The organism is Arthrobacter sp. KBS0702 (genome assembly GCF_005937985.2).
In the GTDB taxonomy this organism is placed as follows: domain Bacteria; phylum Actinomycetota; class Actinomycetes; order Actinomycetales; family Micrococcaceae; genus Arthrobacter.
This window is the reverse complement of record NZ_CP042172.1, coordinates 1,774,508-1,800,212: the sequence shown is the minus strand read 5'-3', so window position 1 is coordinate 1,800,212 and position 25,705 is coordinate 1,774,508. Positions and strand designations below refer to the sequence as shown.

Here is a 25,705-nt window from a genome sequence, read left to right as displayed (position 1 = left end):
GCAGCAGCGCCGCGCGCCTAGGGTGAGCCGGGATGGCAACTACAAACGAACACGACGCCGGCGGCCACCCCTCGCGCGTCCGCAGGCTGGGCCGAGCCGTGGCCGGGAGCATCACCGCCGCCTTGCTGTGGCCGCGCCTGAAGCTGGCCACCAAAGCGGCCATCGCGGCGGGCCTCGCGTTCTTCATCGCCCCGTTTATGCCCGGCTCCGCGGCGGACTATCCCTATTACGCACCGCTGGGCGCCCTCGTCGCCATGTACGAAAACGTCTCAGGTTCCATGCGCCAGGGCGTCCAGACGCTCGTCGGCCTGGCCATCGGCGTCGGGCTCGCCTTTATGCTGTTCAGCCTCGGGAGCCCGTCGCCGCTGACCGTCGCCATCGTGATGGGGCTCGGCGTGATCCTGGCCGGCCTGCCGCGGATCGGCTCGGGCAGCGACTGGATCCCAACGGCGGCCCTGCTGGTGCTGCTGGTCGGCGGCCACAACCCCGACAAGTTCTCCTTCGGCTACCTGGTCCAGATGGGCGTCGGCGTCAGCGTCGGCATCCTGGTGAATTTATTGGTCTTCCCGCCGCTGCATTTCAAGGCGGCGGCGCTCAGCCTGGCCGAACTGCGGCTGGCGCTGGCCCAACAGCTCTGGGACATGGGCAAGGCGCTCCAGGAGAACTGGCCGCCGGAGCACGAGGACTGGTCGCGCCGCTCGGAGGCGCTGGCTACCCACGCCCGTTCGGTGCGCGCCGCCGTGCAGAAGGCCGACGCGAGCCGGCAAGCCAATCCGCGGCGCCGGCTCCATCCGCGGGACGTGGACGAGGATTACCGGAGCCTGCGTGATCTGGAACGGCTGACCTTTCACATCCAGGACGTGACCCAGGTGCTCTCGGACGTCATCTGGGCGACGGACCATCCCTTCGTGATACCCGACGGACAGGCCGCCCCTCTCGCGGAGGCCATGACCCTTGTGGGCGATGTGCTGCGCGCCACCGAAGAGGAGGATGCGCAACGGCAGGCCCAGCTCATCGAGGAGGCCGACGCCTCCGTCAAGGAGCTCACCGCGCGCATCGCCAGCGAAGACAACTCGCCCGGGGCGCCAAACGCCGTCGAGTCCATCCTGTTGAGCCTGCACCGGATGCTGCGCGTCGTGAAATCCGGCGGCGGCAAGCAGGAAGCGGATGCCTCCCCCGCAGGCTCCAGCTAGTCGACCGTCTGTTCCCCGGCACCAACACCCCGCAAACGACGACGGCGGCCGCCACCGGAATTCCCGGGGCGGCCGCCGTTTGAGTACGCCGTTGCGGTGTTACTTCAGCGAGGCAACCGATCCGCTGAAGTGTTTCCGGCCCGAGCGCGGGTTCCAGGCCACGTAGTCGGAACGCTGCCACGCGCCATCCTCGGGCTGCACGGTGCTGATGTCCAGCGCGACCAGGGCCGGCAGGAACACGGGCGCCTCGAACGCCACCTCCCAGCTAAAGGCGTCACCCTTCGCGGCGCCGACGTCGGCCAGGGCCCGGGAGGCGAGGTACATGCCGTGGGCGATGGAGCGGCGCATGCCGAGGGCCTTGGCGCTGAGGACGCTGAGGTGGATGGGGTTGAAGTCGCCGGAAACGGAGGCGTACGCCCGGCCGGTGTCCACTCCGAGCTGCCACAGTGCCGTGGGGTTCGGCACCCGGAATTCCTCCGGGACGGCGGGCGCGCTGGGCTTGTCGATGCCCGGAAGGAAGACGCCCTTTGCCAGGTAGGTGGACACGCCGCGCCAGCGGACGAAGTCCTCTCCGGCCCCGCGCACCTCGGCCACCAGGTCCAGCTGGGTCCCGGCCCGGTGCCCGCGCAGGTTTTCCGCCCAGGCCCGGATGTCCAGCGCCTCGGTGAACAGCACCGGAGCGCTCTGGACCACGTTGTTCGTGAGGTGGATCATCCCGAGCAGCGGCAGCGGAAAGTCATCCCGGTTCATCACGGACATGGATAACGGAAACGCCAAGGCGTGGATGAATCCCGCGGGCAGCACGTCGCTGGCCGTTTCGCCGATCAGGTGCTGGTAGGCGGTGAGGTTCTCGACGCCCGCCTTGACGCCGTGGACCTCGTGGTTGCTCGCGGGCAACTGTGCGACCGAGTGCGTGCCCAGCACCCTTCGCCGTGCCGCGGTGGCAGCGGCGTTGACGTAGAGCTTGGAGAGGGATGGCATCTCGCCCAGGATGACCGGCTGCGAACGGGTCATGCCCCCACCAGGTTCTGTCCGCAAACGCGCAGCACCTCACCGGAGATCCCGCCGGCGGCGTCGCTGGCGAGGAAGGCGATGGCCTCCGCCACGTCCCCGGGCCGGCCGCCCTGCTGCAGTGAGTTGAGCCGGCGGGCCACCTCGCGGGTGGCGAACGGGATTTTGGCGGTCATCTCGGTTTCGATGAAGCCGGGGGCGACGGCGTTGATCGAGCCGCCGTGCGGAGCGAGCAGCGGCGCCGTGGCACGGACCATGCCCATCACGCCGCCCTTGGACGCGGCGTAGTTGGTCTGCCCGCGGTTGCCGGCAATGCCGCTGGTGGAGGCGACCGAGACGATCCGCGGCGAGTTTCGGAAGTGCTCCGAGGCCAGCAGTGCCTCGTTGATCCGCAGCTGCGCCGCAATGTTTACGGCGATCACCGAATTCCAGCGGCCCTGGTCCATGTTGGCGAGCAGCTTGTCCCGGGTGATGCCGGCGTTGTGGATGACGATGTCCAGCCGGCCGTGCCGCTCCGTCGCGTGGTCGATGATCCGCTGCCCGGCGTCCTCGCGGCTGATGTCGAGCTGCAGGGCGGTTCCGTGGACCTCGTTGGCAACCTTCGCCAGGTGGTCCCCGGCGGCCGGAATGTCCACCGCAATAATCGTGGCGCCGTCGCGGTGAAGCGTGCGGGCGATGGCCGCACCGATCCCCCGGGCGGCCCCGGTCACTACCGCGACCTTTCCCGCCAGCGGCTTCTCGGCGTCGGCCGGCAGCTGCCCCGCGCCCGAGGTGACGGTGAGGAACTGGCCGTCCACGAACGCGGAGCGGCCGGAGAGGAAGAACCGGAGGGCGCCGAGGGCACTGGGGCTGGTGGTCCGGGCGCCGTCGGCCAGCACGATGCCGTTGCCGGTGGCGCCGGCGCGCAGTTCCTTGGCCAGGGAGCGCAGCAGACCGTCGATGCCCTGCCGGGCCGCCGCGGCGGCCGGGTCAGCGGCCTCGGCGGCGTCACGGGAGACGGTGACGACGCGTGCATTACTGGCAAGATCCCGGAGGGAGGCGGCAGCGGCGAGCACCGGCTTCTCCAGGTCCTCGGGATGGGCGGCCTCATCCAGGACCAGGATGATCGCGCCGAGTTTTTCGCGCGGCACGGCGTGGCGGCGGACGTCGAGGTCCCAGGACAACAAGGTGGCGGCGAGCTCGTCGGCGCCGCTGCCGGATCCCTGGACCAGGACGGGGCCCTTGACCAGCGGATCGCCGGGTTGGTGGCGCCGAAGCACCACGGGCTGCGGCAGTCCGAGCTTCTTGGCAAGGTCCTTGCCGAAGCCCCTGCTGACGAATTGGGTGTACTTGTCGGTCATTGGTCCCCCTAGTGTGCTTCGAGAATTGCGACGACGCCCTGGCCGCCGGCGGCGCAGATGGAGATGAGCCCGCGCGCCGGACGGCCGTCGACCTGGCCCTTGGCGTGCAGCATCTTCGCAAGCGAGGCGACGATCCGGCCGCCGGTCGCGGCGAACGGGTGGCCCGCGGCGAGGGAGGAGCCGTTGACGTTCAGCTTGGCGCGGTCGACGCTGCCGAGTGGACCGTCCAGGCCCAGCCGGGTGCGGCAGAAGTCCTCGTCCTCCCACGCGGCCAGGGTGCTCAGCACGGTGCCGGCGAAAGCCTCGTGGATCTCGAAGAAATCGATGTCCGCGAAGGTGAGGTCGTTGCGGGCCAGCAAGCGCGGCACGGCGAAGGCCGGGGCCATCAGCAGGCCGTCCTTGCCGTGGACAAAGTCGACGGCGGCGGCCTCGCCGTCGAGCACGGTGGCCAGCTTGGGCAAATCGTGGGCGTCGGCCCATTCCTCGGAGGCAAGCAGCACGGTGGAGGCGCCGTCGGTGAGCGGGGTGGAGTTCCCGGCCGTCATGGTCGCCTCGGCCCCGAGGTTCTTGCCGAAGACCGGCTTGAGGCTTGCGAGCTTCTCCAGCGTCGTGTCGGGGCGCAGGTTGGAGTCCTTGCTGAGCCCGCGGTACGGGGTCAGCAACTCATCGAAGAAACCGGCATCGTAAGCGGCGGCAAGGTTGCGGTGGCTGTTGTAGGCCAGCTCGTCCTGGGCCTCGCGGGTGATCTTCCACTGCGCCGTGGTGAGCGCCTGGTGTTCACCCATGGAGAGCCCGGTCCGCGGTTCGCCGGTGTTGGGGGCGTCCGGGGCGAGGTCCTTGGGCCGGAGGCGGCTCAGCACCTGGAGCCGCTGCGGCAGCGTCTTGGCGCGGCTGAGGTCCAGCAGGACTTCGCGCAGGCCTTCGCTGACCGCAATCGGGGCGTCGGAGGCGGAGTCGACGCCGCCGGCAATGGCGGAGTCGATCTGGCCCAGCTTGATTTTGTTCGCCAGGCCCAGCACAGTCTCCAGGCCGGTGGCGCAGGCCTGCTGCAGGTCATAGGCGGGGGTTTCGGCGGAGAGAGCAGAGCCGAGGACGGCCTCGCGGGTGAGGTTGAAGTCGCGGGAGTGCTTGAGCACGGCGCCGGCGGCCACCTCGCCGATCCGCTCATCCTGCAGGCCGAACCGGGCGATCAGCCCGTCCAGGGCCGCCGTCAGCATGTCCTGGTTGGAGGACTTCGTGTACGCGCCGCCGGTCCGTGCGAACGGGATGCGGTTGCCGCCGACCACTACGGCCTTGCGGAGCTGCGGCGCGGCGGTGTCCTTCGGCCCGGTTGCGGGCGTTCCGTTGTCAGGCATGTGCTGTCTCCTTTGATCAAAGCGGTTACTGATACCCAGCGTACCTGATACGCTGGGTATCGTGAACATCCTCCAGTCAGATCCCGCCGGGTCGGGTCCTGCCGCCAGCGCAGCCGTCGACGGGCGCGCCTCCCGCTGGCAGTCCCACCGCGAGGAGCGCCGCCGCGAGCTGATCAAGTCCGCGCGGAAGGCCGTGCACGCGCTAGGTAGCGAGGCGTCGATGGAGGACATCGCCGCTGCGGCCGGGACTTCCAAATCCGTGTTTTACCGCTACTTCGGCGACAAGGCGGGGCTGCAGCACGCCGTCGGCGAAGTGGTCCTGAACCAGATGCAGCGGCGGATCCAGGAAGCCGCGCAGAGCGCGCAGACCCCGCGCGAGGGGCTCTTCGCCATGGTCTCCGCCTACCTGCAGATGGCTGAAACCAGCCCGAACGTGTACACGTTTGTGACCCGCTACGCGCCCGGCGACGCAGAGAGCCACACCGGCTCGATCAGCACGGCCGGCGCCCTAGGCCACTTCTTCGCCGCGATCAGCGAGATGATCGCGCTGCCCATGCGGAACCAACTGCGCGCCGTCCCCGGCAAGGAGGCCGTGATCGGCTACTGGCCCAACGCCGCGATCGGACTGGTCCGCAACGCCGGCGAGCAGTGGCTCGCCAGCCCCGACTCCCCCGCCAAGCCGGGCCAGGAAGCCATGGCCCGCCAGATCACCGACTGGCTCTGCTTCGGCATCGCACCCGAACTCCAAGACCCGCCGGCCCCGTAACGGGACGCCGGCCCCCCTGAATCACATCGCCCAACACCAGACCACCAACTGCCAGAACCGCAATGTCAGTGCCAACGAAGGAATCGACATGACTGAACTAGCCGACCGCTCCGCGGGCCACACCACCGCCGCCACCCCGGCGCCCAGAACCCCCGCGGCCCCTCCGGCCGCGCCCGCGGCGGTGGCCCCCGCCGTCGACGTCGCCGCCCTCGGCGAACAGCTGCTGGGCAAATGGGCCGCCGTCCGCCGGCAGGCCCGGGAACTGGCCGGCCGGCCGGAGCTATACAAGACCGAGGGACTCACCCACACCGAGCACCGGCAGCGCGTGTTCGGCCAGCTGAAGATCCTCGTGGACAACGGCGCCGTTCACCGTGCCTTCCCGACCGCGCTCGGCGGCGAGGACGAACACGGCGGCAATATCGCCGGTTTCCAGGAACTGGTCATTGCCGACCCTTCCCTGCAGATTAAGGCCGGCGTGCAGTGGGGCCTCTTCGGCTCTGCGGTGATGCACCTCGGCACGGAGGAACACCACAAGAAGTGGCTGCCCGGCATCATGAGCCTGGACATTCCCGGCTGCTTCGCCATGACCGAGACCGGCCACGGCTCGGACGTCGCCAGCATCGCGACCACCGCCACCTACGACCCGGCCGCCGAGGAGTTTGTGGTGCACACGCCCTTCCGCGCCGCCTGGAAGGACTACATCGGCAACGCCGCCATCGATGGCCTCGCCGCCGTCGTCTTCGCCCAGCTGATCACCAACGGCGTCAACCACGGCGTGCACGCCTTCTACGTGGAGCTCCGTGACCCGAAGTCCAAGGAGTTCCTGCCGGGCATCGGCGGCGAGGACGACGGCGTCAAGGGCGGCCTGAACGGCATCGACAACGGCCGGCTGCACTTCACGCAGGTCCGGATCCCGCGGACGAACCTGCTCAACCGCTACGGCAACGTCGACTCCGACGGAACCTACAGCTCCCCGATCGCCAGCCCGGGCCGGCGCTTCTTCACAATGCTGGGCACCCTGGTCCAGGGCCGGGTCTCCCTCGACGGCGCCGCCGTGACCGCTTCCAAGCTGGCGCTCAAGACCGCCATCCAGTACGCCTCCGAACGCCGCCAGTTCAACGCGTCCTCCGCCACGGACGAAGAGGTGCTGCTGGACTACCAGCGGCACCAGCGCCGGCTGTTCACCCGGCTCGCCACCACCTACGCCGCGAGCTTTGCCAGCGAGCAGTTGCTGCAGAAGTTCGACGACGTCTTCTCCGGCCGGAACGACACCGACGAGGACCGCCAGGACCTCGAAACCCTGGCCGCCGCCCTCAAGCCGTTGAGCACCTGGCACGCCCTCGACACCCTGCAGGAGTGCCGCGAGGCCTGCGGCGGCGCCGGCTTCCTGATCGAGAACCGCTTCGCCTCGCTGCGGGCCGACCTTGACGTCTACGCCACCTTCGAAGGCGACAACACCGTGCTGCTGCAGCTCGTCGCGAAGCGGCTGCTGGCCGACTACGCCAAGGAGTTCCGCAACGTGGACTTCGGCGTGCTGGCCCGCTACGTCGTCGGACAGGCCACCGGCGCGGCCATCCACCGCACCGGCCTGCGCGGCGTCGCCCAGTTCGTGGCGGACTCCGGCTCGGTGCAGAAGGCGGCCACCGCCATCAAAGATGAGGCCGGCCAGCGTGCGCTGCTGACCGAGCGCGTCCAGGCCATGGTGGCCGAGGTCGGCGCCGCCCTCAAGGGCGCGAACAAGCTGCCGCAGCAGCAGGCCGCCGCGCTGTTCAACAGCCACCAGAACGAACTCATCGAGGCGGCACAGGCACACGCCGAGCTGCTGCAGTGGGAGGCCTTCACCGAGGCCCTGGCCAACGTCGCCGACCCCGGAACCAGGGCGGTCCTGACCTGGCTGCGGGACCTGTTCGGGCTGTCGCTGATCGAGAAGAACCTGTCCTGGTACCTGATGAACGGCCGGCTCTCGATGCAGCGTGCCCGCACCGTGGGCGAGTACATCAACCGGCTGCTCGTGAAGATCCGTCCGCATGCGCTGGACCTGGTGGACGCCTTCGGCTACGGCCCGGAGCACCTCCGCGCCGCGATCGCCACCGGGGCCGAAAAAACCCGCCAGGACGAGGCACGGGAGTTCTTCCGTGTCCAGCGCGCCAGCGGCCAGGCGCCGCTGGACGAGAAAATCCTGCTGGCCCGGTCCGCCCGTGAGGGCCGACCGCAGTCCAGCACGGCCCAGGCCGGCAAGTCCCGGCGGGGCTGACCTTCCGGAGCAAACGACGACGGCGCCGTCCCTGACCCGGGGCGGCGCCGTCGTCGTTGCTGCGTCCGCTCGCGTTCGGACGAGCGGAAGCGCCCGCTACTGCGGAAGCACCGAGCGGTAGACCTCGAGCGTGGTTTCCGTGATGGATTCCCAGGAGAAGTGCGCCTCTGCCCGCCGCCGGCCGGCCTCGCCCATCGCGCGGGCGCGGGCCGGGTCGGAGACAACCTCGGTGAGGGCCGCGGCGAACTCGGTGACGAACTTCTCCGGATCCAGCGGCGTGCCGGTGCCGTCGGTGACCTGCTCGAGCTGCACGAGCAGGCCGGTCTCGCCGTGCTGGACCACCTCAGGGATCCCGCCGGTGGCGCTGGCCACCACCGCCGCTCCGCAGGCCATGGCCTCGAGGTTCACGATCCCGAGCGGCTCGTAGATGGAAGGGCAGGCAAACGCCGTGGCATGGCTGAGGACCTGGATCAGCTCGTGGCGGGGAAGCATCCGCTCCACGAGGACCACGCCGCCTCGCTGGGCCTGCAGTTCCTCGATCAGCCGCGCGGTCTCCGCGGCGAGTTCCGGGGTGTCCGCCGCGCCCAGGCACAGCACCAGCTGCACGTCCGCGGGCAGCTTGGCGGCGGCCCGCAGCAGGTACGGGACGCCCTTCTGCCGGGTGTTGCGGCCGACGAAGACGACGCTCGGCCGCGACGGGTCAATCCCGAGGGCACGGACTGCGTCCTCGCCCTCGTCGCGGTTCCAGAGGCTGACGTCGATGCCGTTATGCACCACGCGGACCTTCGCCGGATCGACCTCGGGGTAGCTGCGCAGGATGTCCTGCCGCATCCCCTCGGACACCGCGATGATGGCAGCGGCGGCTTCATAGGCGGTCTTCTCCACCCAGGAGGAGACGGCATAGCCACCGCCGAGCTGCTCGGCCTTCCAGGGCCGCAGCGGCTCCAGGCTGTGCGCACTGAGTACGTGCGGGATGCCGTGCAGCAACGAGGCGATGTGCCCGGCCATGTTGGCGTACCAGGTGTGCGAGTGCACAAGGTCCGCTCCGGCGATGTCCGGAACGATCCGCAGGTCCACGCCGAGGGTCTGCACCGCGGCGTTGGCCCCGGCCAGATCCTCCGGCACGGGATACGACGTGACAGTGGCTCCGTGGTAGTCGGGGTCGCGGGGGGCACCGAAGGCCCGCACCTGCAGTTCCACCCGCTGGGCCAGCACCCGGCTGAGTTCGGCCACGTGGACGCCGGCGCCCCCATAGATTTCGGGCGGAAATTCCTTGGTCACAATGTCTATTCGCACAAACCCCAAGGTAGTCGTTCCGGCTGATCTGTTCTAGTGTGAAGAGGTCCGGGCACACCGGACAGTTATTGGGGAGCAACGAAGGCGTTCAGGAGCGACCACTATGCCGCAGCAGAAGAAAGTCTTGGCCATCGTCCTCGCAGGTGGCGAGGGAAATCGGCTGATGCCGTTGACGGCCGACCGGGCCAAGCCGGCCGTTCCGTTCGCCGGGAGTTACCGGCTCATTGATTTTGCCCTTTCCAACCTGGTCAATTCCCGGTATTTGCAGATTGTGGTCCTGACGCAGTACAAATCCCACAGCCTTGACCGGCACATTTCCGAAACGTGGCGGATGTCCACCCAGCTCGGCAATTACATCGCCTCCGTGCCCGCCCAGCAGCGCGTCGGCAAGAGCTGGTTCCTGGGCAGCGCCAACGCCATCTACCAGTCCCTGAACCTGATCCACGACGCCAACCCGGACATCGTCGTCGTCGTCGGCGCGGACCACGTGTACCGGATGGACTTCGCGCAAATGGTCGCCCAGCACGTGGAGAGCGGCGCCAAGGCGACGGTCGCCGCCGTGCGCCAGCCGCTGCACATGGCAGACCAGTTCGGCGTGATCGAGGTGGACCAGGAGAACCCGCAAAAGATCGCGGCTTTCGTGGAGAAGCCGTCTTCGACGCCGGGCCTTGCCGCTGATCCCAGCCAGTTCCTGGCGTCCATGGGCAACTACGTCTTCAACGCCGATGCCCTGGTCGAGGCACTGCACGTCGACGCCGAGCGGCTCGACACCAAACACGACATGGGCGGCGACATCATCCCCTACTTCGTCGACCAGGGCGAGGCCGGGGTGTACGACTTCACCCTCAACGACATTCCTGGATCGACCGAGCGCGACCGCACCTACTGGCGCGACGTCGGCACCATCGATTCGTTCTACGACGCCCACATGGACCTGATCTCCCCCGTGCCGGTCTTCAACCTGTACAACTCGGAGTGGCCCATCTACACCCGCCAGAGCATCTCCCCGCCGGCGAAGTTCGTCCGCGGCGAGGGCGGCACCGTGGGCACGGCGCTGGATTCGATCGTGGCCAGCGGTGTGGTGATCTCCGGCGGCATCGTCGAGGGCTCCGTGCTCTCCAACGACGTCTACGTCGGTACGGCCAGCCGGGTCCTCGATTCGGTGCTGATGGACAAGGTGCAGGTCGGGGCTGGGGCAGTGGTCAAGCGTGCCATCGTCGACAAGAACGTCCGGATTCCGGCGGGTGCCGCGATCGGCCTGGACCCGGAACTCGATCGGTCCCGCGGCTTCAAGGTCACCGACTCGGGCATCACGGTCCTGGCCAAGGGCCAGGAGGTCCCTGAGCCCGGCGACGACGAAAGGGCGCTCTCCGCTGCCAACCTCTACCTGGTGCCGGACGCCGTGAAGACGGCCACCGAGAACTGGCCGGCCGGACGCGAGACCGTGGAAAAGGTCGGCGAGGTCCACGCGGCCGCCGTCGGCGTCGAGACTCCCGGGAAGTCCTCCACCAAGGCCTACTGATTCCGTCTGGTCGGGCCGCGGCCCGGCCAGGCTGTAAAATTGGCCCAATGAGCTCCCCCGATCTGCCCCCCGCCCCGGCCAGCGATGAGCTGACCGCGGTTGACCTGACCCCGGCGGAAATCGCCGCCTGCCTCAAAGTCCTGAACAGCATCCACGTCTACGACGAGGAACACCCGGACTTCGTGTCGATCCGGCGCGCGACCGGGAAGATGTTCAAGGCGGTCAAGCGCCACCGCCGGGTCACCAAGCGGGACCTTATCGCTGAGGCGGACCGGGCCGTCATCGCCCAGACCGCGACGGCGGCCCCGGACCGGATCGACGACGAGACGCGCGGCAACAAGCTTGCGCCCTCGGCCACCGGCGAGGTGGCCGGGCACCTGATCCGGTCGCGGCCCTGCTACATCTGCAAGCAGCACTACACGCAGGTCGATGCCTTCTACCACCAGCTCTGCCCCGAGTGTGCGCTGTTCAGCCACAGCAAGCGCGACGCCCGGACCGACCTGAACGGCCGGCGCGCCCTGCTGACCGGCGGCCGGGCCAAGATCGGCATGTACATCGCCCTGCGGCTGCTCCGCGACGGCGCGCACACCACCATCACCACGCGTTTCCCCAAGGACGCCGCCCGCCGCTTCGCCGCGATGGAGGACAGCGCCGACTGGCTGCACCGGCTGCGGATCGTGGGCATCGACCTGCGCGACCCCTCCCAGGTGATGGCCCTGACGGACTCCCTCGACGCGGCCGGGCCCCTGGACATCATCATCAACAACGCGGCGCAGACGGTCCGGCGCTCGGGCAACGCGTACAAGCCGCTGGTCGACGCCGAGGACGAGCCGCTGCCCGCGGAACTGCAGGCCGCCAACGGCGGACCCGAGCTGGTGACGTTCGGCCACGCCCACGACAAGCATCCGCTGGCCTTGGCCAGCACGGTCCTGGAGCACCCGGTGCTGGCCGGGGATGCCATTACCTCGCTGGCGCTGTCGACCGGCTCCGCCTCACTCGAGCGGATTGCCTCGGGCACCGCGATCGACGCCGGCGGCCTGGTTCCGGACCTGGCCACGATCAACAGCTGGACCCAGGTGGTGGACGAGGTGGACCCGCTGGAGATGCTTGAGGTGCAGCTCTGCAACGTGACCGCGCCGTTCCTGCTGGTCAGCCGGCTCCGTAGTGCGATGAAACGCTCCACGGCGCGGCGCAAGTACATCGTCAACGTCAGCGCCATGGAGGGGCAGTTCTCCCGCGCCTACAAGGGCCCGGGGCACCCGCACACCAACATGGCCAAGGCCGCGTTGAACATGATGACGCGGACGTCGGCCAAGGAGATGCTCGAGTCAGACGGCATTCTGATGACCGCAGTCGACACCGGCTGGATCACCGACGAGCGGCCGCACTATACGAAGGTCCGGTTGATGGAAGAAGGCTTCCACGCCCCGCTTGACCTGGTCGACGGCGCCGCCCGGGTCTACGATCCCATCGTGATGGGCGAGGCCGGCGAAGACCAATACGGCGTCTTCCTGAAGGACTACAAGCCGAGCCCCTGGTAAGCCCGGCCCGCCCGCCGCAGGCCTAGCAGGGCGCCCGCGCAACTGCCACGGGCCTAATGGCCCTAATGGGGGCTGGAGGCTGTCCGTAACGTGGAGCTGTGAACACGACGACGCCACCCCCGAACTTCCAGCTGTCCATCGACCAGTGCTGGGTACTGCTCGACAGCGAGGTGGTGGGACGGATTGCGCTGATCGTGGACGGCCACCCGGAGGTCTTCCCGGTGAACTTTGTCCTGCAGCGCCGCTCGATCGTGTTCCGCACGGCCGGCGGGACGAAGCTTTGGGGCGCCATCACAGCCAAGCCGGTGGCTTTCGAAATCGACGGCTACGACGCGCACGAGCAGACGGCGTGGAGCGTTGTTGCCCGCGGCGAAGCCGAGCTGATCGAAGACCAGGCCGACAAGGACGCGGTGGATGACCTGCTCCTGGAGCCGTGGCAACCCGGTGAAAAGAACTACTACGTAAGGCTGGCCCCGAAGGCCCTGACCGGGCGCCGTTTCAAGGTCAACAACCCGGACGTCTGGCGCACCAGGCTCGCCGACCCGCGGCGGGCCTCCTTCGAATAGCAGCGGCAGGCCGGGGAATCCCGGCTAGCGCTTCTCGGGTGTGTGCACCACCAGGACCGGGCAGTGCGCGTGGGCCACCAGTGCTGAACTCACCGAGCCGAGCAGCAGGCCACCGAAACCGCCGTGACCACGCCGGCCCACCACCAGCAGGTCGGCGCTGCGGCTCTCCTCGAGGAGCGTCCGGCGCGGGTGCCCCTGCACCAGCCGGGTCTCCACATTGTCCGGGGTGTCCGCCCCGAAAGCCTTCACGACAGTTTCGGCCAGGATCTCCCCCGCGCGGACGTCGAAATCGTCGATGCCCATGGCAATGTAGCCGTCGTAGACCGGCGGGACATCCCAGCAGGCCACGGCGAGGATCTTGGCCGAGAGCGGAAGTGCCAGCCTCTGGGCCTGCCGGAGCGCCTCCACGGAGGCGTCCGATCCGTCGACTCCGACCAGGATGGTCCGGATGTCCGTAGCCTCGCTCATGACTGATCCCTTCGTCGTGCCCCAGCAGCGCGTAGCTCAACCCAACCTCCCCCGCCCCCGGCAGGCTAGGGCCGAAAGTCACGGCAACCCGCCTCACGACGACGCCGTAGGCCAAACGACCCTTGTTGCGGGTCGCCGGGCGGCCTGAGAATTACGGTGCGCGGCAAAGAAATATTCGAGCTTCGCAGCCGTTGCGGTCGATTTGTTGCCACAATGGAATGCACGACTCCACTGCAATTCAGGGACCAGCAAGCGGGGTCCCGCACAAGAGGTACGGACGCGGGCTGCCACAGACCTGCAACGCGGGCTGGGGAGCTCCGTGGGTAATGTGGCAACGTCGGCGCCCGGACGGGAGAAACATGATTGCCTGGGCAGATGCCGGTCTCACTGCAGCTGAAGGCCATCCGGCCGTTATCCGCGTGTTCATCCTCGATGACCACGAACTTGTCCGCCGCGGCCTACAGGAACTGCTGGAGGGTGAGGGCTTCCTGGTGGTCGGCAGTTCCGGATCCGCAGTGGAGGCAACGCGGCGTATTCCGGCGCTCCACCCCGACGTCTGCGTCCTTGACGCGCGGTTGCCGGACGGCACCGGAATCGAGGTGTGCCGGGACGTACGTTCGGTTGATCCCTCGCTGAACTGCATCATCCTGACCAGCTTCGACGACGACCAGGCCCTCCGCGGCGCGGTCCTCGCCGGGGCCCTCGGCTACGTGCTGAAGGAGATCGGCGGCACCGACCTGATCGGTGCCCTGCGGCGGGCCGCGGCGGGTGAATCCCTCTTCGACGACGGGGTCGCCGCCGGGATCGTTGACAGCATGGTGGAAACCGACGAGGTGGATCCGCGTACCGCGGCCCTCACCCCGCAGGAGCGCAGAGTCCTGGAACTGGTCGGCGGCGGGCTCACCAACCGCCAGATCGCGGCCGAGATGTTCCTGGCTGAAAAGACCGTGAAGAACTACGTTTCCTCGCTGTTGGCCAAGCTCGGCTTCGAACGCCGCACGCAGGCGGCCGTCTTCATTGCCAGTCCGGCCGCCGCGGGGACTTCCGCCGTCGGCGCGGTGCCCGAGACCAGCCGGCAACACAGCGTCCGCTGACGCTTCCGCTTACCCGGCCGGGTAGCTAGCGCCCGTCAGAGCGGCACAGACCACTCAACGCTGGTGCCTTCGTCCGGCGCCGTCGTGATGGTGCACTGGCCGTCCAACATCCGTGCGCGGTCCTCCAGGTTGGACAGGCCGTTGCGCTCCAGAGAGTCGTTGAAGCCCGAACCGTTGTCTGTGATGACCACCGTGACGCGGCCCTTGATGACCGCGACGGAGACTGCGATGGAGTCCGCACCGGAGTGCCGGATGGCGTTGCTCAGTCCCTCCGAGACGACGGCCACCACGTTGTCCGCCTTGTCCGGGGTGACCGCGTCCACCGGACCGGTCAGCGTGAGCCGCGGCGTGAACGGCATGGACTTCGCGGAGCTCCGGGTCACGCGGCGGATCCTGCCGCTGAGCAGTTCGGTTTCCCCGCTGCTGCTCTTGAGCGAGTAGATCGTGTCCCGCAGGCTGCGGATCGCTTCGTCGAGTTCGCCGGTGATATTGCGGATCCGTTCGGTCGCGAGCTCATCCTTGGTGAACCTGGTGAGGCTCTGGACGCTCAGGCCGGCGGCGAAGAGCCGCTGGATGACCAGGTCGTGCAGGTCCCGGGCAATCCGGTCGCGGTCCGTGAACACGAGAAGTTCCTCGCGCAGCCGGTGGACACGTGCGAGTTCAAGCGCCAGGGCCACGTGCGAGCCGAAGACGGCGCCCATCTCGATGTCGGTCCGGGCATAGCGAAGCCCCTCCGGGTTGCGGGCCAGCAGCAGCAGGCCGTGGTGGGCGCCCTGCGTGCTCAAAGCGACCGCGAGCTGCGGTCCCATGCAGCCGCCGTCGACGACGTCGTCGAATACCCCGGCGGCGCTGTCCAGCATGACCGGCTCACCGCCGGCCAGCACGTCCTGCAATTCAGGTGAATCGAGGGCCAGCGTCCTGCCGGAAAAGGCCTTGGCACGCTCTCCCGCCGCACCGGCCACGATGTAGCCGGGTCCGGACGCCGCCGGGGCCACAATCAGCGCCAGCTCGGACTCGGATTCCTGCAGCGCCCGGGCGGCGATCGGATCGAGGCCCCCGGCGGTATAGTCCCGGTCGCTGCCGAGCATCAGCCCGGACACATCCATGCAGGCTTCCAGCCAGCGGGCCCGGCGCCGGGAGTCGTCGTAGAGTTTGGCGTTTTCGATCGCGACGCCGGCGGCGGCGGCCAGCGCAATCGCCAGGCCCTCATCTTCTTCAGTGAAGTCCCCGCCGCCTTCCTTCTCGGTCAGGTAAAGGTTGCCGAACACGGTGTCGCGGACCCGGACCGGCACACCGAGGAACGACTGCATGGGCGGGTGGTGCGCCGGGAACCCGTAGGCCTCCGGATGCTTGCGCAGATCGTGCAGCCGAAGCGGCCGGGGATCGCTGATCAGCAGCCCGAGCACGCCGTGGCCGGTGGGCAGGGGGCCAATCTGCCGGGCGAGTTCCCCGTCGATGCCGACGGTGATGAAGTGGCTCAGTGCGTGGTCGTCGCCGATCACGCCCAACGCGCCATAGCGGGCATGCAGGAGGCGGCAGGCTGACTGCACCACGCGCTCCAGGACGGCGTCGAGGCTCAGGTCCTCGGCGACGGCGACGACGGCTTCCAGCAGGCCCGCCATCCGCTCCTGGGACTGGAGCAGTTCTCCGGCGCGGGAGACGAAGTCCTTGAGCAGGTCCTCGATCCGGGGGTTGCCGGAACTGACCGTCTCCGGGCTGCTGCCTGATGAATGCATGTTCATTCGCCCCAATTCTCACGACGTACATCCGCGCCGATGACGTGTTGCCAGAATACCCCGATACGTTCCGATCGGACCCAACAAAGCCGAGGATTATTACGCCCACGGGCCGTTGTCCCCTAGCCCGGCCGGGGCAGCCTGACGTAGGCTCGGCGCCATGAGCACTGATCCGAAACCAGCCGCCAACCAGCCCCATGACGTCGAAAACCTGGACAGCCACGAGTGCTGGAGGCTGCTGCGCAGCGTCTCCGTGGGCCGGATGGCTGTCTGGGTCGACGACCACCCGGACATCTTCCCGATCAACTACAAAGTGGACCACGGAACTCTCGTGTTCCGCACGGCCGAGGGCACGAAGCTGCACGCCGCCACCAGCGACACTCCCGTGGCCCTGGAAGCCGACGGCGTCGACTCGGACAGCGGCGTCGCCTGGAGTGTCGTGGTCAAGGGCCAAGCCGCCGCGGTGAAGAACCAGGCGGAGGTCCTCGACACGGTGGGACTGCTGCTATTTCCGTGGCAGGCGGGAAAGAAGGAACACTTCGTCCGGATTACGCCCGACAGCATCACGGGGCGGCGTTTCAAGATCGTCCCGCCGCTGACGTGGTGGACGCCGCTGGACGACGCCACCCGCTCCGGCCTCGAATAGACGGATCGACGCCGGTCGGCTCAGGCCAGCCGGGTGATCTCCACCGTCACTGCCAGCGCCGACCCGCCGCCGCCGGACAGGATGCCCTTCAGCGGGGGCACGTCGCGATAGTCGCGCCCGCGTGCCACGGTCACGTGGAAGTCCCCGGCCGGCTTGTGGTTCGTTGGGTCCCAGCTGCGCCATTCGCCGTCCCACCATTCCAGCCACGCGTGGGACTGCCCGGCGACCGTCTCGCCGAGATCCGCCGTCGAGCGCGGGTGCAGGTAGCCGGAGACGTACCGGGCCGGAATCCCGCAGCTGCGCAGCGCCCCGATCGCAAGGTGTGCGAGGTCCTGGCAGACACCCTGACGCTGGTTCCACGCCTCCTCGGCGTTGGTGGTGACGCCGGTGGAACCCTTCATGTAGCTCATCTCGCCGCGCATCCATTCGAAGACTGCCATGGCAGCATCATGCGGGTTGCGGCCGGCGACGACGCCGGGGACGATCCCCAGCACCTCGGCGCCGGGGCCGGTGAGCTGTGACTGCGGGATCCAGTCGCTGAACTGGTTGAGCGTCTCCGGGGCGGAGAGCACGTCCCAGCCGACAATGTCCGCCTCCGCTGGGATCCGCTCCACCCGGTGCACCTCCACAGTTGTGGTGGCGAGGACCTCGAGGTGGTCGTGCGGCATCTGCATGTCGAAGGCGGTTACTCGGGTGCCCCAGTAGTCGCGGTAGCTGCTGATCGTCGCCTGCGACGGCGAGACCTTCATGGAGGACTCCAGCACCACCTGCTGCGGATCCGTCAGGGGCGTCATCCGGGCCTCGTTGTAGGACAGGGTGACGCGCTTGTTGTACTTGTACGCCGTCTTGTGCGTGATGCTGAGCCGGGTCATGAAACTTCTCCCACCCAGGCCAGTTCGTCTGCCTGATTGAAGTACTTACGGGAAATGGCATCGGAGGCCTGCGATACGGCCTTCTGCACCCGTTCCATGTGCTCGGGCAGTTCGGACATCAGGTCGTCGGTGCGGTGGAACTCCAGGAAAGTCCGGGCCTGGCCCACGATCCGTCGGGCGTCGTTGATGAAGCCGACGCGCTGGGCCGAGGGGTCGAGTTTGGCCAGGCACTCGTCGGCGTCGCGCAGGGCGTAGACGATGGAACGCGGGAAGAGCCGGTCCAGCAGCAGGAACTCGGCCGCGTGCTGGTCGCCGAAGGCGGCACGGCGGGTCCGCAGGAACGACTCGTAGGCGCCGGCGCAGCGGAGCATGTTCACCCAGGACATGCCGGCTGAGAGCACGTCGCGGGTGGAGAGCATCCGCGCGGTCATGTCCGCGCGTTCCAGCGAGCGGCCCAGGACCAGGAACAGCCAGCTTTCGTCGTGGCTGACCGTGGTGTCCGCGAGGCCGCTGACCATTGCGGTGCGCTCCAGGACCCAGTTGCAGAAGCGGTAGGTCCCCACCACGTCCTTGCGGTGCTGGTTCAGCCCGTAGTAGGTGGTGTTCAAGCTCTCCCAGAGGCCCGAGGACACAGTCTCCCGGGCGCGCCGGGCGTTTTCCCGCGCAGCACCGAGTGAACCGGCGATCGAGGTGGCGCTGTGCTTGTCGTAGGCCAGGGCGTGCAGCAGCTCGTCCAGGCCGAAGTCATCGGACTGCGGCCGGGCGCCCATGACCGCGAGGAGTTCCTGCGCCACGCTGCGCTGTTCCTCCATCGGCAGGTGGTTCAGGCGTTCGAGGTGGACGTCCAGGATCCGGGCGGTACCGTCCGCCCGCTCCACATAGCGGCCGATCCAAAACAGGGACTCGGCAATACGGCTAAGCATTCGCGGCTACCTCCTGGGCGTCGGAACTCTGCTGCTGTTGCTGCTGTTGCTGCTCTTTCTGGCTGTCGCGCCAGTTGCTTTCCACCGGCCAGACCGAGACCCGTTCGCGGACGGCGACGGCGGGCCGCGGGATTGCCTCGACCGGGACCTGCGGCGAATCCGCGAGCACCCAGGTGTCCTTGGAGCCGCCGCCCTGGCTCGAGTTCACGATCAGGGAACCTTCCTTCAGCGCCACCCGGGTGAGGCCGCCGGGCAGGACCCAGACGTCGTCGCCGTCGTTGACCGCGAAGGGGCGAAGGTCGACGTGCCGCGGGCCGAACTTGTCACCGCTGAGCGTGGGCACGGTGGAGAGCTGCAGCACCGGCTGCGCGATCCAGCCGCGAGGGTCGGCAACGATGCGCTTGCGCAGGGCCTCGAGCTCGTCTTTGGACGCGTCCGGGCCGATCACCAGGCCCTTGCCGCCGGAACCGTCGACGGGCTTGACCACAAGCTCGTGGAGCCGGTCCAGCACCTCTTCCCGGGCTTCCTTCTCCTCGAGACGGTAGGTGTCCACATTGGCGATCACCGGCTCTTCGGCCAGGTAGTAGCGGATCAGGTCAGGCACGTAGCTGTAGACCAGCTTGTCGTCCGCGACGCCGTTGCCGACGGCATTGGCAATCGTGACGCCGCCGGCGCGCGCGGCGTTGACCAGCCCGGGGCAGCCGAGCATGGAGTCGGAGCGGAACTGCAGGGGGTCCAGGAACTCGTCGTCGATCCGCTTGTAGATCACGTCCACGCGCTGTTCGCCGGCGGTGGTGCGCATGTAGACGCGGTTGCCGCGGCAGATCAGGTCGCGGCCCTCCACCAGTTCGACGCCCATCAGGCCGGCAAGCAGGGTGTGCTCGAAGTAGGCGCTGTTGAAGACGCCGGGGGTCAGGACCACGACAGTGGGATCGTCGACGCCGGACGGCGCCGTCTTGCGCAGCGCGGACAGCAGCCGGCGGGGGTATTCCTCCACCGGGCGGATCAGCTGCTGGCCGAAGGCCTCGGGCAGGCCCTTGGCCATGGCCCGGCGGTTCTCCAGCACGTAGCTGACGCCGGAGGGCACCCGCACGTTGTCTTCCAGGACCCGGAAGGTGCCCGCCGCGTCGCGGACGACGTCGATGCCGGAGATGTGGACGCGCACGCCGCCGGCCGGCTCGAAGCCGTGGACCTGGCGGTGGAAGTGCGCGCTCGTGGTGACAAGCTGCCGAGGGATCACGCCGTCGGAGACCACGGTCATCTTGTCGTAGACGTCGTTCAGGAAGGCTTCCAGGGCCCGCACCCGCTGCGCCACACCGCGTTCGAGCACGGCCCACTCATCGGCCGGAATGACCCGGGGGACGATGTCCAACGGGAACGGCCGTTCCTCGCCCGCGAAGTCGAAGGTGACGCCGCGGTCCAGGAACGTCCGGGCCATTGAGTCCGCGCGCGCCGTGACATCGGCCAGCGAGAGCTCCCTCAGCGCCCCGGCAACCTGGCCGTAGGAGCGCCGGGCCTCCTGGCCCGGGGCAAACATCTCGTCGTAGGCGCCGCTGCGGCCGGCGGCCTCTGAGTAATCCTCAAAAAGGTCAGACATGGCCATAAGCCAACCATCTTTTCGTTACGAAATCATTTCGGTGCCTCCCGCGGGGCGTGTTGCGGCTCACGCTGCGGTGTTTGAGCTGTCGGTAGGGCAAGGTGGACGACGTGCCTGTTTTCCGACCCTTTTTCCTGTTGCACGCGGTCAGCCAGCGCCTGGGCCGGCTGCGCGCGCTGTTGCCGGGCTTGCTTGCCTGCGCTGCCGCCGTCGGGACCGCCTTGGCGGTCCACACAATGCTGCCGGCGCTGCCCGCCATGACGGTCGCGGTCCTGCTGGGACTCCTGGCCGCGAACCTGCCGGGAGTGTCGGGCTGGAGCGCGGGGTCCGGCCGGGCCGGGCTGGACTTCGCCGGCAAGCACCTGATGCGCGCCGGCATCGTCGTGCTGGGGCTCAAAGTCAGTGTGGCGGACGTGCTGGGCCTGGGCTGGCCCGCCCTGTTGCTGATCACCGGGGTGGTGCTTGCAGCGTTCGCGGGCACCTACGGGATCGCCCGGCTGTTCCGCCTGCCGCCGCCGGTTTCGATGCTGATTGCGACCGGCTTCGCGATCTGCGGGGCCTCCGCGATCGGCGCGATGGCAGCCGTCCGGCGGATCCGGCAGCAGGACACGGTGCTGCCGATCGCGCTCGTCACTCTCTGCGGCACACTCGCCATCGGCGTCTTGCCCCTCCTCATCGGCCCGCTGGGGCTCAGCCCGGAGGCTTTCGGGGCGTGGGCAGGCGCCTCGGTGCACGACGTCGGGCAGGTGGTCGCCACCGCGCAGACCGCGGGGGCCTCGGCGCTCGCGGTCGCCGTCATCGTCAAACTGACCCGCGTGCTGCTGCTCGCCCCCATGGTCGCCGCTGCCGGCGTCCACCACCGGATCGGGTCCGACGACGGCGGCAGGCTCCCGCCGATCGTTCCGCTGTTCGTGGTGGGGTTCGTCGCCATGGCCGCCCTGCGGACCACCGGCTGGCTCTCCCCCGACGTGCTCGGGGCCGCCTCAGTGCTGCAGGACCTACTGCTGGGCATGGCCTTGTTCGGACTCGGCTCGGCCGTCCGGGTACGGCAACTGTTGCGGACGGGAACTCCGGCGCTGCTTGCCGCCCTGGCCTCGTGGCTGCTGATCGCGGCCCTGGGGTTGGCCGCCGCCGTCGTCCTTATCCCCGCCCGCTGAGCTTCGGGTCTCCCCGTGATTAGATAGCGGAGTGTCGAACCAGAACCTGAGCCGTGACGAAGCGGCAACCCGCTCAGCCCTGATCACCACCCACAGCTACGACGTCTCCCTGGACGTCTGGCAGGCGGCTGATCCCGACGTCGCGGGTTACACCAGCCGCAGCGTGATCAATTTTTCCGCCAGCGAACCCGGCGCCTCCACGTTCCTGGACTTCATCAGCAGTTCGGTACACAGCGTCTTCCTCAACGGCAAGGGCCTGCCGGTTTCAGACGTGGTGGACGGCTCCCGGATCCGGCTGGACAACCTGCAGGCCGAGAATCAGGTCACGGTCACCGGCACGGCCCTGTACAGCACCTCCGGCGAGGGCATGCACCGCTTCTATGACCCCGCCGACGGCCAGTGCTACCTGTACACGCAGTACGAGCCCGCCGACGCGCGCCGCGTCTTCGCGAACTTCGAACAGCCGGACCTCAAGGCAGAATTCACTTTCCACGTGATGGCCCCGTCCGAGTGGCAGGTCTCCTCGAACGGCGTCGAAGCCCTCCGCACCCAGCTGACCAGCGACCCGGCCACGAGCAGGTGGGATTTCGCCCCCACCAAGCCGATGTCCACCTACATCACCACCGTGCTCGCCGGCCCCTACTTCAAGGCCGAGGACACCTGGCACGGGAGCCTCGCGGACGGAACCGTGCTGGACGTGCCGCTGGCGCTCTACTGCCGGGCCTCCATGGCGCCGTCCTTCGACCCGGAGGAACTGTTCCGGCTGACCAGGAACGGCCTGGACTTCTTCAACGACCTCTTCGACTACCCGTACCCGTGGGGAAAGTACGAGCAGGCTTTCGTGCCCGAGTACAACCTCGGCGCCATGGAAAACCCGGGCCTGGTGACGTTCACGGAAAGCTACGTCTTCACGTCCCGCGCCGCCGACTCGCAGTACCAGGGCCGCGCCAACACCCTGCTGCACGAGATGGCGCACATGTGGTTCGGCGACCTCGTCACCATGCAGTGGTGGGATGACCTGTGGCTCAAGGAATCCTTCGCGGACTACATGGGCACCCTGGGCGTGGACCGGACGACGGACTGGGAAACGGCGTGGGTGAACTTCGCCAACAACCGCAAGGCGTGGGCCTACGTCCAGGACCAGCTGCCCACCACACACCCGATTGTCGCCGACATCCCGGACCTTGAGGCCGCGAAGCAGAACTTCGACGGGATCACCTACGCCAAGGGCGCTTCGGTGCTCAAGCAACTGGTTGCCTACGTGGGCTTCGACGCCTTCATCGCCGGCTCTCGCCGGTATTTCCGCGACCACGCCTACGGCAACACCACGTTGGCTGATCTGTTGGCGGCGTTGGGCGCCGCCTCCGGCCGCGACCTCGCAGTCTGGGCGCGGCAGTGGCTGCAGACCTCCGGCATCTCGACCCTCACCTCCGAGATTGACGAGCAAGACGGCGTGCTGGGCTCGGTGTCGCTGGTCCAGCACGCCGAGGACCCGATCACAGGCCGGCAGGAGCCGAGGCCGCACCGGCTGCGGATTGGACTTTACGACTTCGACGCCGCAGGCGCCCTGGTGCGCACCGACAGCGTGGAAACCGACGTCGACGGCGAACGTACCGTGGTCGGCCAGCTCGCCGGCAAGGGCCGCCCGGCGTTGTTGCTGGTCAATGACGAGGACCTCAGCTACGCCAAGGTCCGGCTCGACCCGCACTCCGAAGCCACGGTGCGCAGCTCCCTCGGCGCCATCACTGACCCGATGGCGCGGGCCCTGTGCTGGACCGCGCTGTGGGATTCGGCACGCGACGCCGCTACTCCCGCTGCCCGTTACGTCGAGGCGGTGCAGCGCTTCGGGCCGGCCGAGTCAGGCATCGGGGTGCTGCTGAACATTCTGGGCAACGCAGGAACGGCGATCGAACGTTACGTACCGGCGGCCCGGCGCGAGGAGGTCCGCGGCAGCTTCCTGGCCACCGCCGCCGCCGAACTCCGTCAGGCGGCACCAGGCTCCGACCAGCAGCTGGCCTGGGCCCGGACCCTCGCCGCCACGAGCCGCTTCGACGCCGGCCAGCTCGGCCTGCTCAGGGGCCTCCTGGATGGCAGCACCGTGATCGAGGGGCTCTCCGTTGACGCGGATCTCCGCTGGAACCTCTGGCATGCCCTCGCGGCCCACGGACAGGACAACCCCGAGGAGCTGGACGCGGAGCTGGCGCGCGACAACACGGCGTCGGGCAAGTCCGGGCACGCCACGGCCCTCGCGGCGCGGCCGGACCCCAGGGTCAAGGCCGAAGCGTGGGGCGCCGCCGTCCACGGCACGGCGCTGTCCAACCAGTTGCTCAGCGCGACCATCGCGGGCTTCAACACGGCCCCGGCTGAACTGCTCGCGGGTTACGTGGAGCCCTACTTCGAGTGCCTTGAGCAGGTCTGGACGGAGCGCAGCATCGAGATCGCCAGCCGGATCGTCCGCGGGCTCTACCCCGCCGGGCAGGACCTCGACGGGCCGGGCGCGGCGCCGGAATCGCACCCCGTCATCGCCCGGACGGACCAATGGCTGGCCGAGCACGCGGATGCGCCGCGGGCGCTGCGCCGGATCATCATCGAACAGCGCAGCCAGTTGCTGCGGGCGCTCAAGGCACAAGCCGTGTCCGCCTGAGACGCTGCAGTCCGGGGCGCCGATCTGACGCGAATGGCCGCTAAACGGGTGGGTGTAGCGGCCACTTGTGGCGAATCGACGAAGGATGCCGCGCTACGGGACCCGGTGCAGCCATTCGGTGGTGCCGAACTTGGTCTCCACCCGCTGAAGGGCGGCGTCGAGTTCGGCCTCGGTGAGTTCCGCCGGCGTCGCCCCGTACCGCTCCGTGAAGACCTCCATCATCGCCGCGACGATCTCGGACCGGGCCAGGCCGGTCTGTCGGCGGAGCGGGTCGACGCGCTTCTTGGCGCTGGTGGTGCCCTTGTCCGAGAGCTTTTCCTTGCCGATCCGCAGCACCTCAACCATCTTGTCCGCGTCGATGTCGTAGCTCATGGTGACGTGGTGCAGCATCCCGCCGTTGGCGAGCCGCTTCTGCGCGGCCCCGCCGATCTTGCCCTGCTCGGTCGCGATGTCGTTCAGCGGCACATAGAACGCGCTGATGCCCACCTTCTCCAGCGCCGCCATGACCCACGCGTCGAGGAAGCCGTAGGAGTCGGCGAAGCTGATGCCGTCCACGAGGGTCTGCGGCAGGTACAGCGAATAGGTGATGCAGTTGCCGGCCTCCATGAACATCGCCCCGCCGCCGCTGATCCGGCGGACCACGCTGATCCCGTGCCGGCTGACGCCGTCGGGATGGACCTCGTTGCGGACGGACTGGAAACTGCCGATCACCACGGACGGCTCCTCCCAGTCCCAGAACCGCAGTGTCGGGTTGCGGCGGCCGGCGCCGACCTCTTCGGTGAGGACCTCATCCAGCGCGACGTTGACGTGCGTGGGCAGCACCGAGGGTCCGATGATGTTCCAGTGGTGGTCGCCCCAGCCGGTGGCTTTCGCCAGGGCGCGGCGCACCGCGATCGCCACCGCGCCGGCGGAGAAGCCGAACAGCACCGCATCCTCGGGCAGCGCCGCGGTGACCGCCGCGGCAAGGTCCGCTGCGCCCGCGTCCTCGGGCAGTCCGGTGAGGCTGCGGTTGATGTCCAGGAGCGCCTCGTCGGGTTCCAGGAAGAAGTCCCCGCTGATCGAGACGTGCGCCAGGACGCCGTCGACGACGTCGAGGTCGGCGACCACGAGTTTGCCGCCGGGAACCTTGTATTCGCCGTGGCGTCGGCGGCCGTCCTCGTCGGCGCTGCTGGGACCGGGGACCGGGGGAAGGGTTGTCATGTCCTTAATCCTGCCACGCGGCCAGGGTGCCGGTACGCAAGGCGGCCGGAACGCAAAAAGCCCGCACCGTCGCCGGTGCGGGCTTTTCCAAAAGACCTTGGGAGCAGAAGGTTACTTCTTGCCGCCGAAGCCCTTGAAGCGAGCGTTGAAGCGCTCGACGCGGCCTGCAGAGTCCATGATGCGCTGCTTGCCCGTGTAGAACGGGTGGGACTCGGAGGAGATTTCGACGTCGATGACCGGGTAGGTGTTTCCGTCTTCCCACTCGATGGTCTTCGAGGAAGACACGGTGGACTTGGTCAGGAACTTGACGCCGGAAGCCAGGTCGTTGAAAACAACAGCTTCGTACTTCGGGTGGATATCAGACTGCATAATTGGACCTTTGTTCGCGCAACTGGATTTTGCCAGCTGCCAGGTATGAGTGGGATGGCTGCCCGGCGCCGGAAGGCGCAGCACGGCCAGCTACCCATAATAGCCCAGATCCTCGGGCCGGACGAACCGGGGCGCGCGCGGCCCGCTGCCGATCC

General features: G+C 68.4%; 21 protein-coding genes. 10 read left to right on the top strand and 11 right to left on the bottom strand.

The genetic code is table 11. The features are described from left to right. Positions 1-32 precede the first annotated feature (32 nt). A complete protein-coding gene (locus tag FFF93_RS08260; protein WP_138769342.1) occupies positions 33-1,193 on the top strand; it encodes an aromatic acid exporter family protein in 1,161 nt (386 codons plus the stop codon). A gap of 99 nt (positions 1,194-1,292) precedes the next feature. On the opposite strand, the gene FFF93_RS08255 is transcribed toward FFF93_RS08260, so the two are convergent. From FFF93_RS08255 to FFF93_RS08245, 3 genes are read right to left on the bottom strand one after another with little or no spacing between them, the layout of a single operon-like run. Next, positions 1,293-2,207, bottom strand: coding sequence for a MaoC/PaaZ C-terminal domain-containing protein (locus tag FFF93_RS08255; RefSeq protein WP_138769343.1), 915 nt, complete (start codon positions 2,205-2,207; stop codon positions 1,293-1,295). Further along, entirely contained in the window at positions 2,204-3,544 is a 1,341-nt protein-coding gene (locus FFF93_RS08250; RefSeq protein WP_138769344.1) for a 3-oxoacyl-ACP reductase, read from the bottom strand. Before FFF93_RS08250 ends, FFF93_RS08255 begins: the two co-directional genes overlap by 4 nt. An 8-nt stretch (positions 3,545-3,552) precedes the next feature. Further along, on the bottom strand, positions 3,553-4,899 hold the full coding sequence (locus FFF93_RS08245) for an acetyl-CoA C-acetyltransferase (protein ID WP_138769345.1): 1,347 nt from the start codon (positions 4,897-4,899) through the stop codon (positions 3,553-3,555). A 61-nt stretch (positions 4,900-4,960) separates the two neighbouring features. On the opposite strand from FFF93_RS08245, the gene FFF93_RS08240 reads away from it, so the two are divergent. Together FFF93_RS08240 and FFF93_RS08235 are read left to right on the top strand one after the other, a co-directional pair. Next, positions 4,961-5,665, top strand: coding sequence for a TetR/AcrR family transcriptional regulator (locus FFF93_RS08240; RefSeq protein ID WP_261375380.1), 705 nt, complete (start codon positions 4,961-4,963; stop codon positions 5,663-5,665). Positions 5,666-5,753: 88 nt separating this feature from the next. After that, positions 5,754-7,919, top strand: a complete 2,166-nt coding sequence (locus FFF93_RS08235) for an acyl-CoA dehydrogenase (protein ID WP_138769347.1) — start codon at positions 5,754-5,756, stop codon at positions 7,917-7,919. Between the two features lie 96 nt (positions 7,920-8,015). Here the strand turns inward: FFF93_RS08235 and glgA are convergent, their stop codons facing one another. Continuing rightward, the gene (glgA, locus tag FFF93_RS08230; RefSeq protein WP_138769348.1) at positions 8,016-9,215 is read right to left on the bottom strand and encodes a glycogen synthase; all 1,200 of its coding nucleotides are present in this window, start codon (positions 9,213-9,215) and stop codon (positions 8,016-8,018) included. A 103-nt stretch (positions 9,216-9,318) separates the two neighbouring features. Here glgA and glgC point away from each other — a divergent pair, with 103 nt between their 5' ends. The 3 genes from glgC (at position 9,319) to FFF93_RS08215 (ending at position 12,844) form a co-directional block, all read left to right on the top strand. Then, positions 9,319-10,737, top strand: a complete 1,419-nt coding sequence (gene glgC, locus FFF93_RS08225; RefSeq protein ID WP_138769349.1) for a glucose-1-phosphate adenylyltransferase — start codon at positions 9,319-9,321, stop codon at positions 10,735-10,737. A gap of 89 nt (positions 10,738-10,826) precedes the next feature. After that, positions 10,827-12,278 (top strand): SDR family NAD(P)-dependent oxidoreductase, encoded by a 1,452-nt coding sequence (locus tag FFF93_RS08220; RefSeq protein ID WP_138770470.1) that lies wholly within the window; start codon positions 10,827-10,829, stop codon positions 12,276-12,278. Positions 12,279-12,376: 98 nt separating this feature from the next. Continuing rightward, the gene (locus FFF93_RS08215) at positions 12,377-12,844 is read left to right on the top strand and encodes a pyridoxamine 5'-phosphate oxidase family protein (protein WP_138769350.1); all 468 of its coding nucleotides are present in this window, start codon (positions 12,377-12,379) and stop codon (positions 12,842-12,844) included. Positions 12,845-12,868: 24 nt separating this feature from the next. Here the strand turns inward: FFF93_RS08215 and FFF93_RS08210 are convergent, their stop codons facing one another. Beyond that, positions 12,869-13,312: a universal stress protein gene (locus FFF93_RS08210; RefSeq protein WP_138769351.1), complete on the bottom strand. Its 444-nt coding sequence runs from the start codon at positions 13,310-13,312 to the stop codon at positions 12,869-12,871. A gap of 359 nt (positions 13,313-13,671) precedes the next feature. Between FFF93_RS08210 and FFF93_RS08205 the strand changes: the two genes are divergently transcribed. Beyond that, positions 13,672-14,406, top strand: coding sequence for a response regulator transcription factor (locus tag FFF93_RS08205; RefSeq protein WP_138769352.1), 735 nt, complete (start codon positions 13,672-13,674; stop codon positions 14,404-14,406). Between the two features lie 35 nt (positions 14,407-14,441). Here the strand turns inward: FFF93_RS08205 and FFF93_RS08200 are convergent, their stop codons facing one another. Then, complete coding sequence (locus FFF93_RS08200; protein WP_138770471.1) at positions 14,442-16,142, bottom strand: GAF domain-containing sensor histidine kinase; 1,701 nt, start codon at positions 16,140-16,142, stop codon at positions 14,442-14,444. Between the two features lie 160 nt (positions 16,143-16,302). Between FFF93_RS08200 and FFF93_RS08195 the strand changes: the two genes are divergently transcribed. Further along, positions 16,303-16,788: a pyridoxamine 5'-phosphate oxidase family protein gene (locus tag FFF93_RS08195; RefSeq protein ID WP_138769353.1), complete on the top strand. Its 486-nt coding sequence runs from the start codon at positions 16,303-16,305 to the stop codon at positions 16,786-16,788. Between the two features lie 20 nt (positions 16,789-16,808). Here FFF93_RS08195 and FFF93_RS08190 read toward each other — a convergent pair whose 3' ends face one another. The 3 genes from FFF93_RS08190 to FFF93_RS08180 are packed head-to-tail and all read right to left on the bottom strand — an operon-like array spanning position 16,809 to position 20,180. Next, complete coding sequence (locus tag FFF93_RS08190; protein ID WP_138769354.1) at positions 16,809-17,660, bottom strand: transglutaminase family protein; 852 nt, start codon at positions 17,658-17,660, stop codon at positions 16,809-16,811. Next, complete coding sequence (locus FFF93_RS08185) at positions 17,657-18,583, bottom strand: alpha-E domain-containing protein (protein WP_138769355.1); 927 nt, start codon at positions 18,581-18,583, stop codon at positions 17,657-17,659. The genes FFF93_RS08190 and FFF93_RS08185 overlap by 4 nt, the downstream gene beginning before the upstream one ends. Further along, positions 18,576-20,180, bottom strand: coding sequence for a circularly permuted type 2 ATP-grasp protein (locus FFF93_RS08180; protein ID WP_138769356.1), 1,605 nt, complete (start codon positions 20,178-20,180; stop codon positions 18,576-18,578). Before FFF93_RS08180 ends, FFF93_RS08185 begins: the two co-directional genes overlap by 8 nt. 110 nt (positions 20,181-20,290) lie before the next feature. Between FFF93_RS08180 and FFF93_RS08175 the strand changes: the two genes are divergently transcribed. Next, positions 20,291-21,337 carry a YeiH family protein gene (locus tag FFF93_RS08175; protein WP_395858430.1) on the top strand — a complete coding sequence of 349 codons (1,047 nt, stop codon included), beginning with the start codon at positions 20,291-20,293 and terminating at the stop codon, positions 21,335-21,337. A gap of 31 nt (positions 21,338-21,368) precedes the next feature. Next, positions 21,369-23,981, top strand: a complete 2,613-nt coding sequence (pepN, locus tag FFF93_RS08170; protein WP_138769357.1) for an aminopeptidase N — start codon at positions 21,369-21,371, stop codon at positions 23,979-23,981. A gap of 93 nt (positions 23,982-24,074) precedes the next feature. Here pepN and FFF93_RS08165 read toward each other — a convergent pair whose 3' ends face one another. Together FFF93_RS08165 and FFF93_RS08160 are read right to left on the bottom strand one after the other, a co-directional pair. After that, positions 24,075-25,181 (bottom strand): biotin/lipoate A/B protein ligase family protein, encoded by a 1,107-nt coding sequence (locus FFF93_RS08165; protein WP_138769358.1) that lies wholly within the window; start codon positions 25,179-25,181, stop codon positions 24,075-24,077. A gap of 111 nt (positions 25,182-25,292) precedes the next feature. Further along, the gene (locus FFF93_RS08160; protein ID WP_056739465.1) at positions 25,293-25,550 is read right to left on the bottom strand and encodes a type B 50S ribosomal protein L31; all 258 of its coding nucleotides are present in this window, start codon (positions 25,548-25,550) and stop codon (positions 25,293-25,295) included. Positions 25,551-25,705 lie beyond the last annotated feature (155 nt).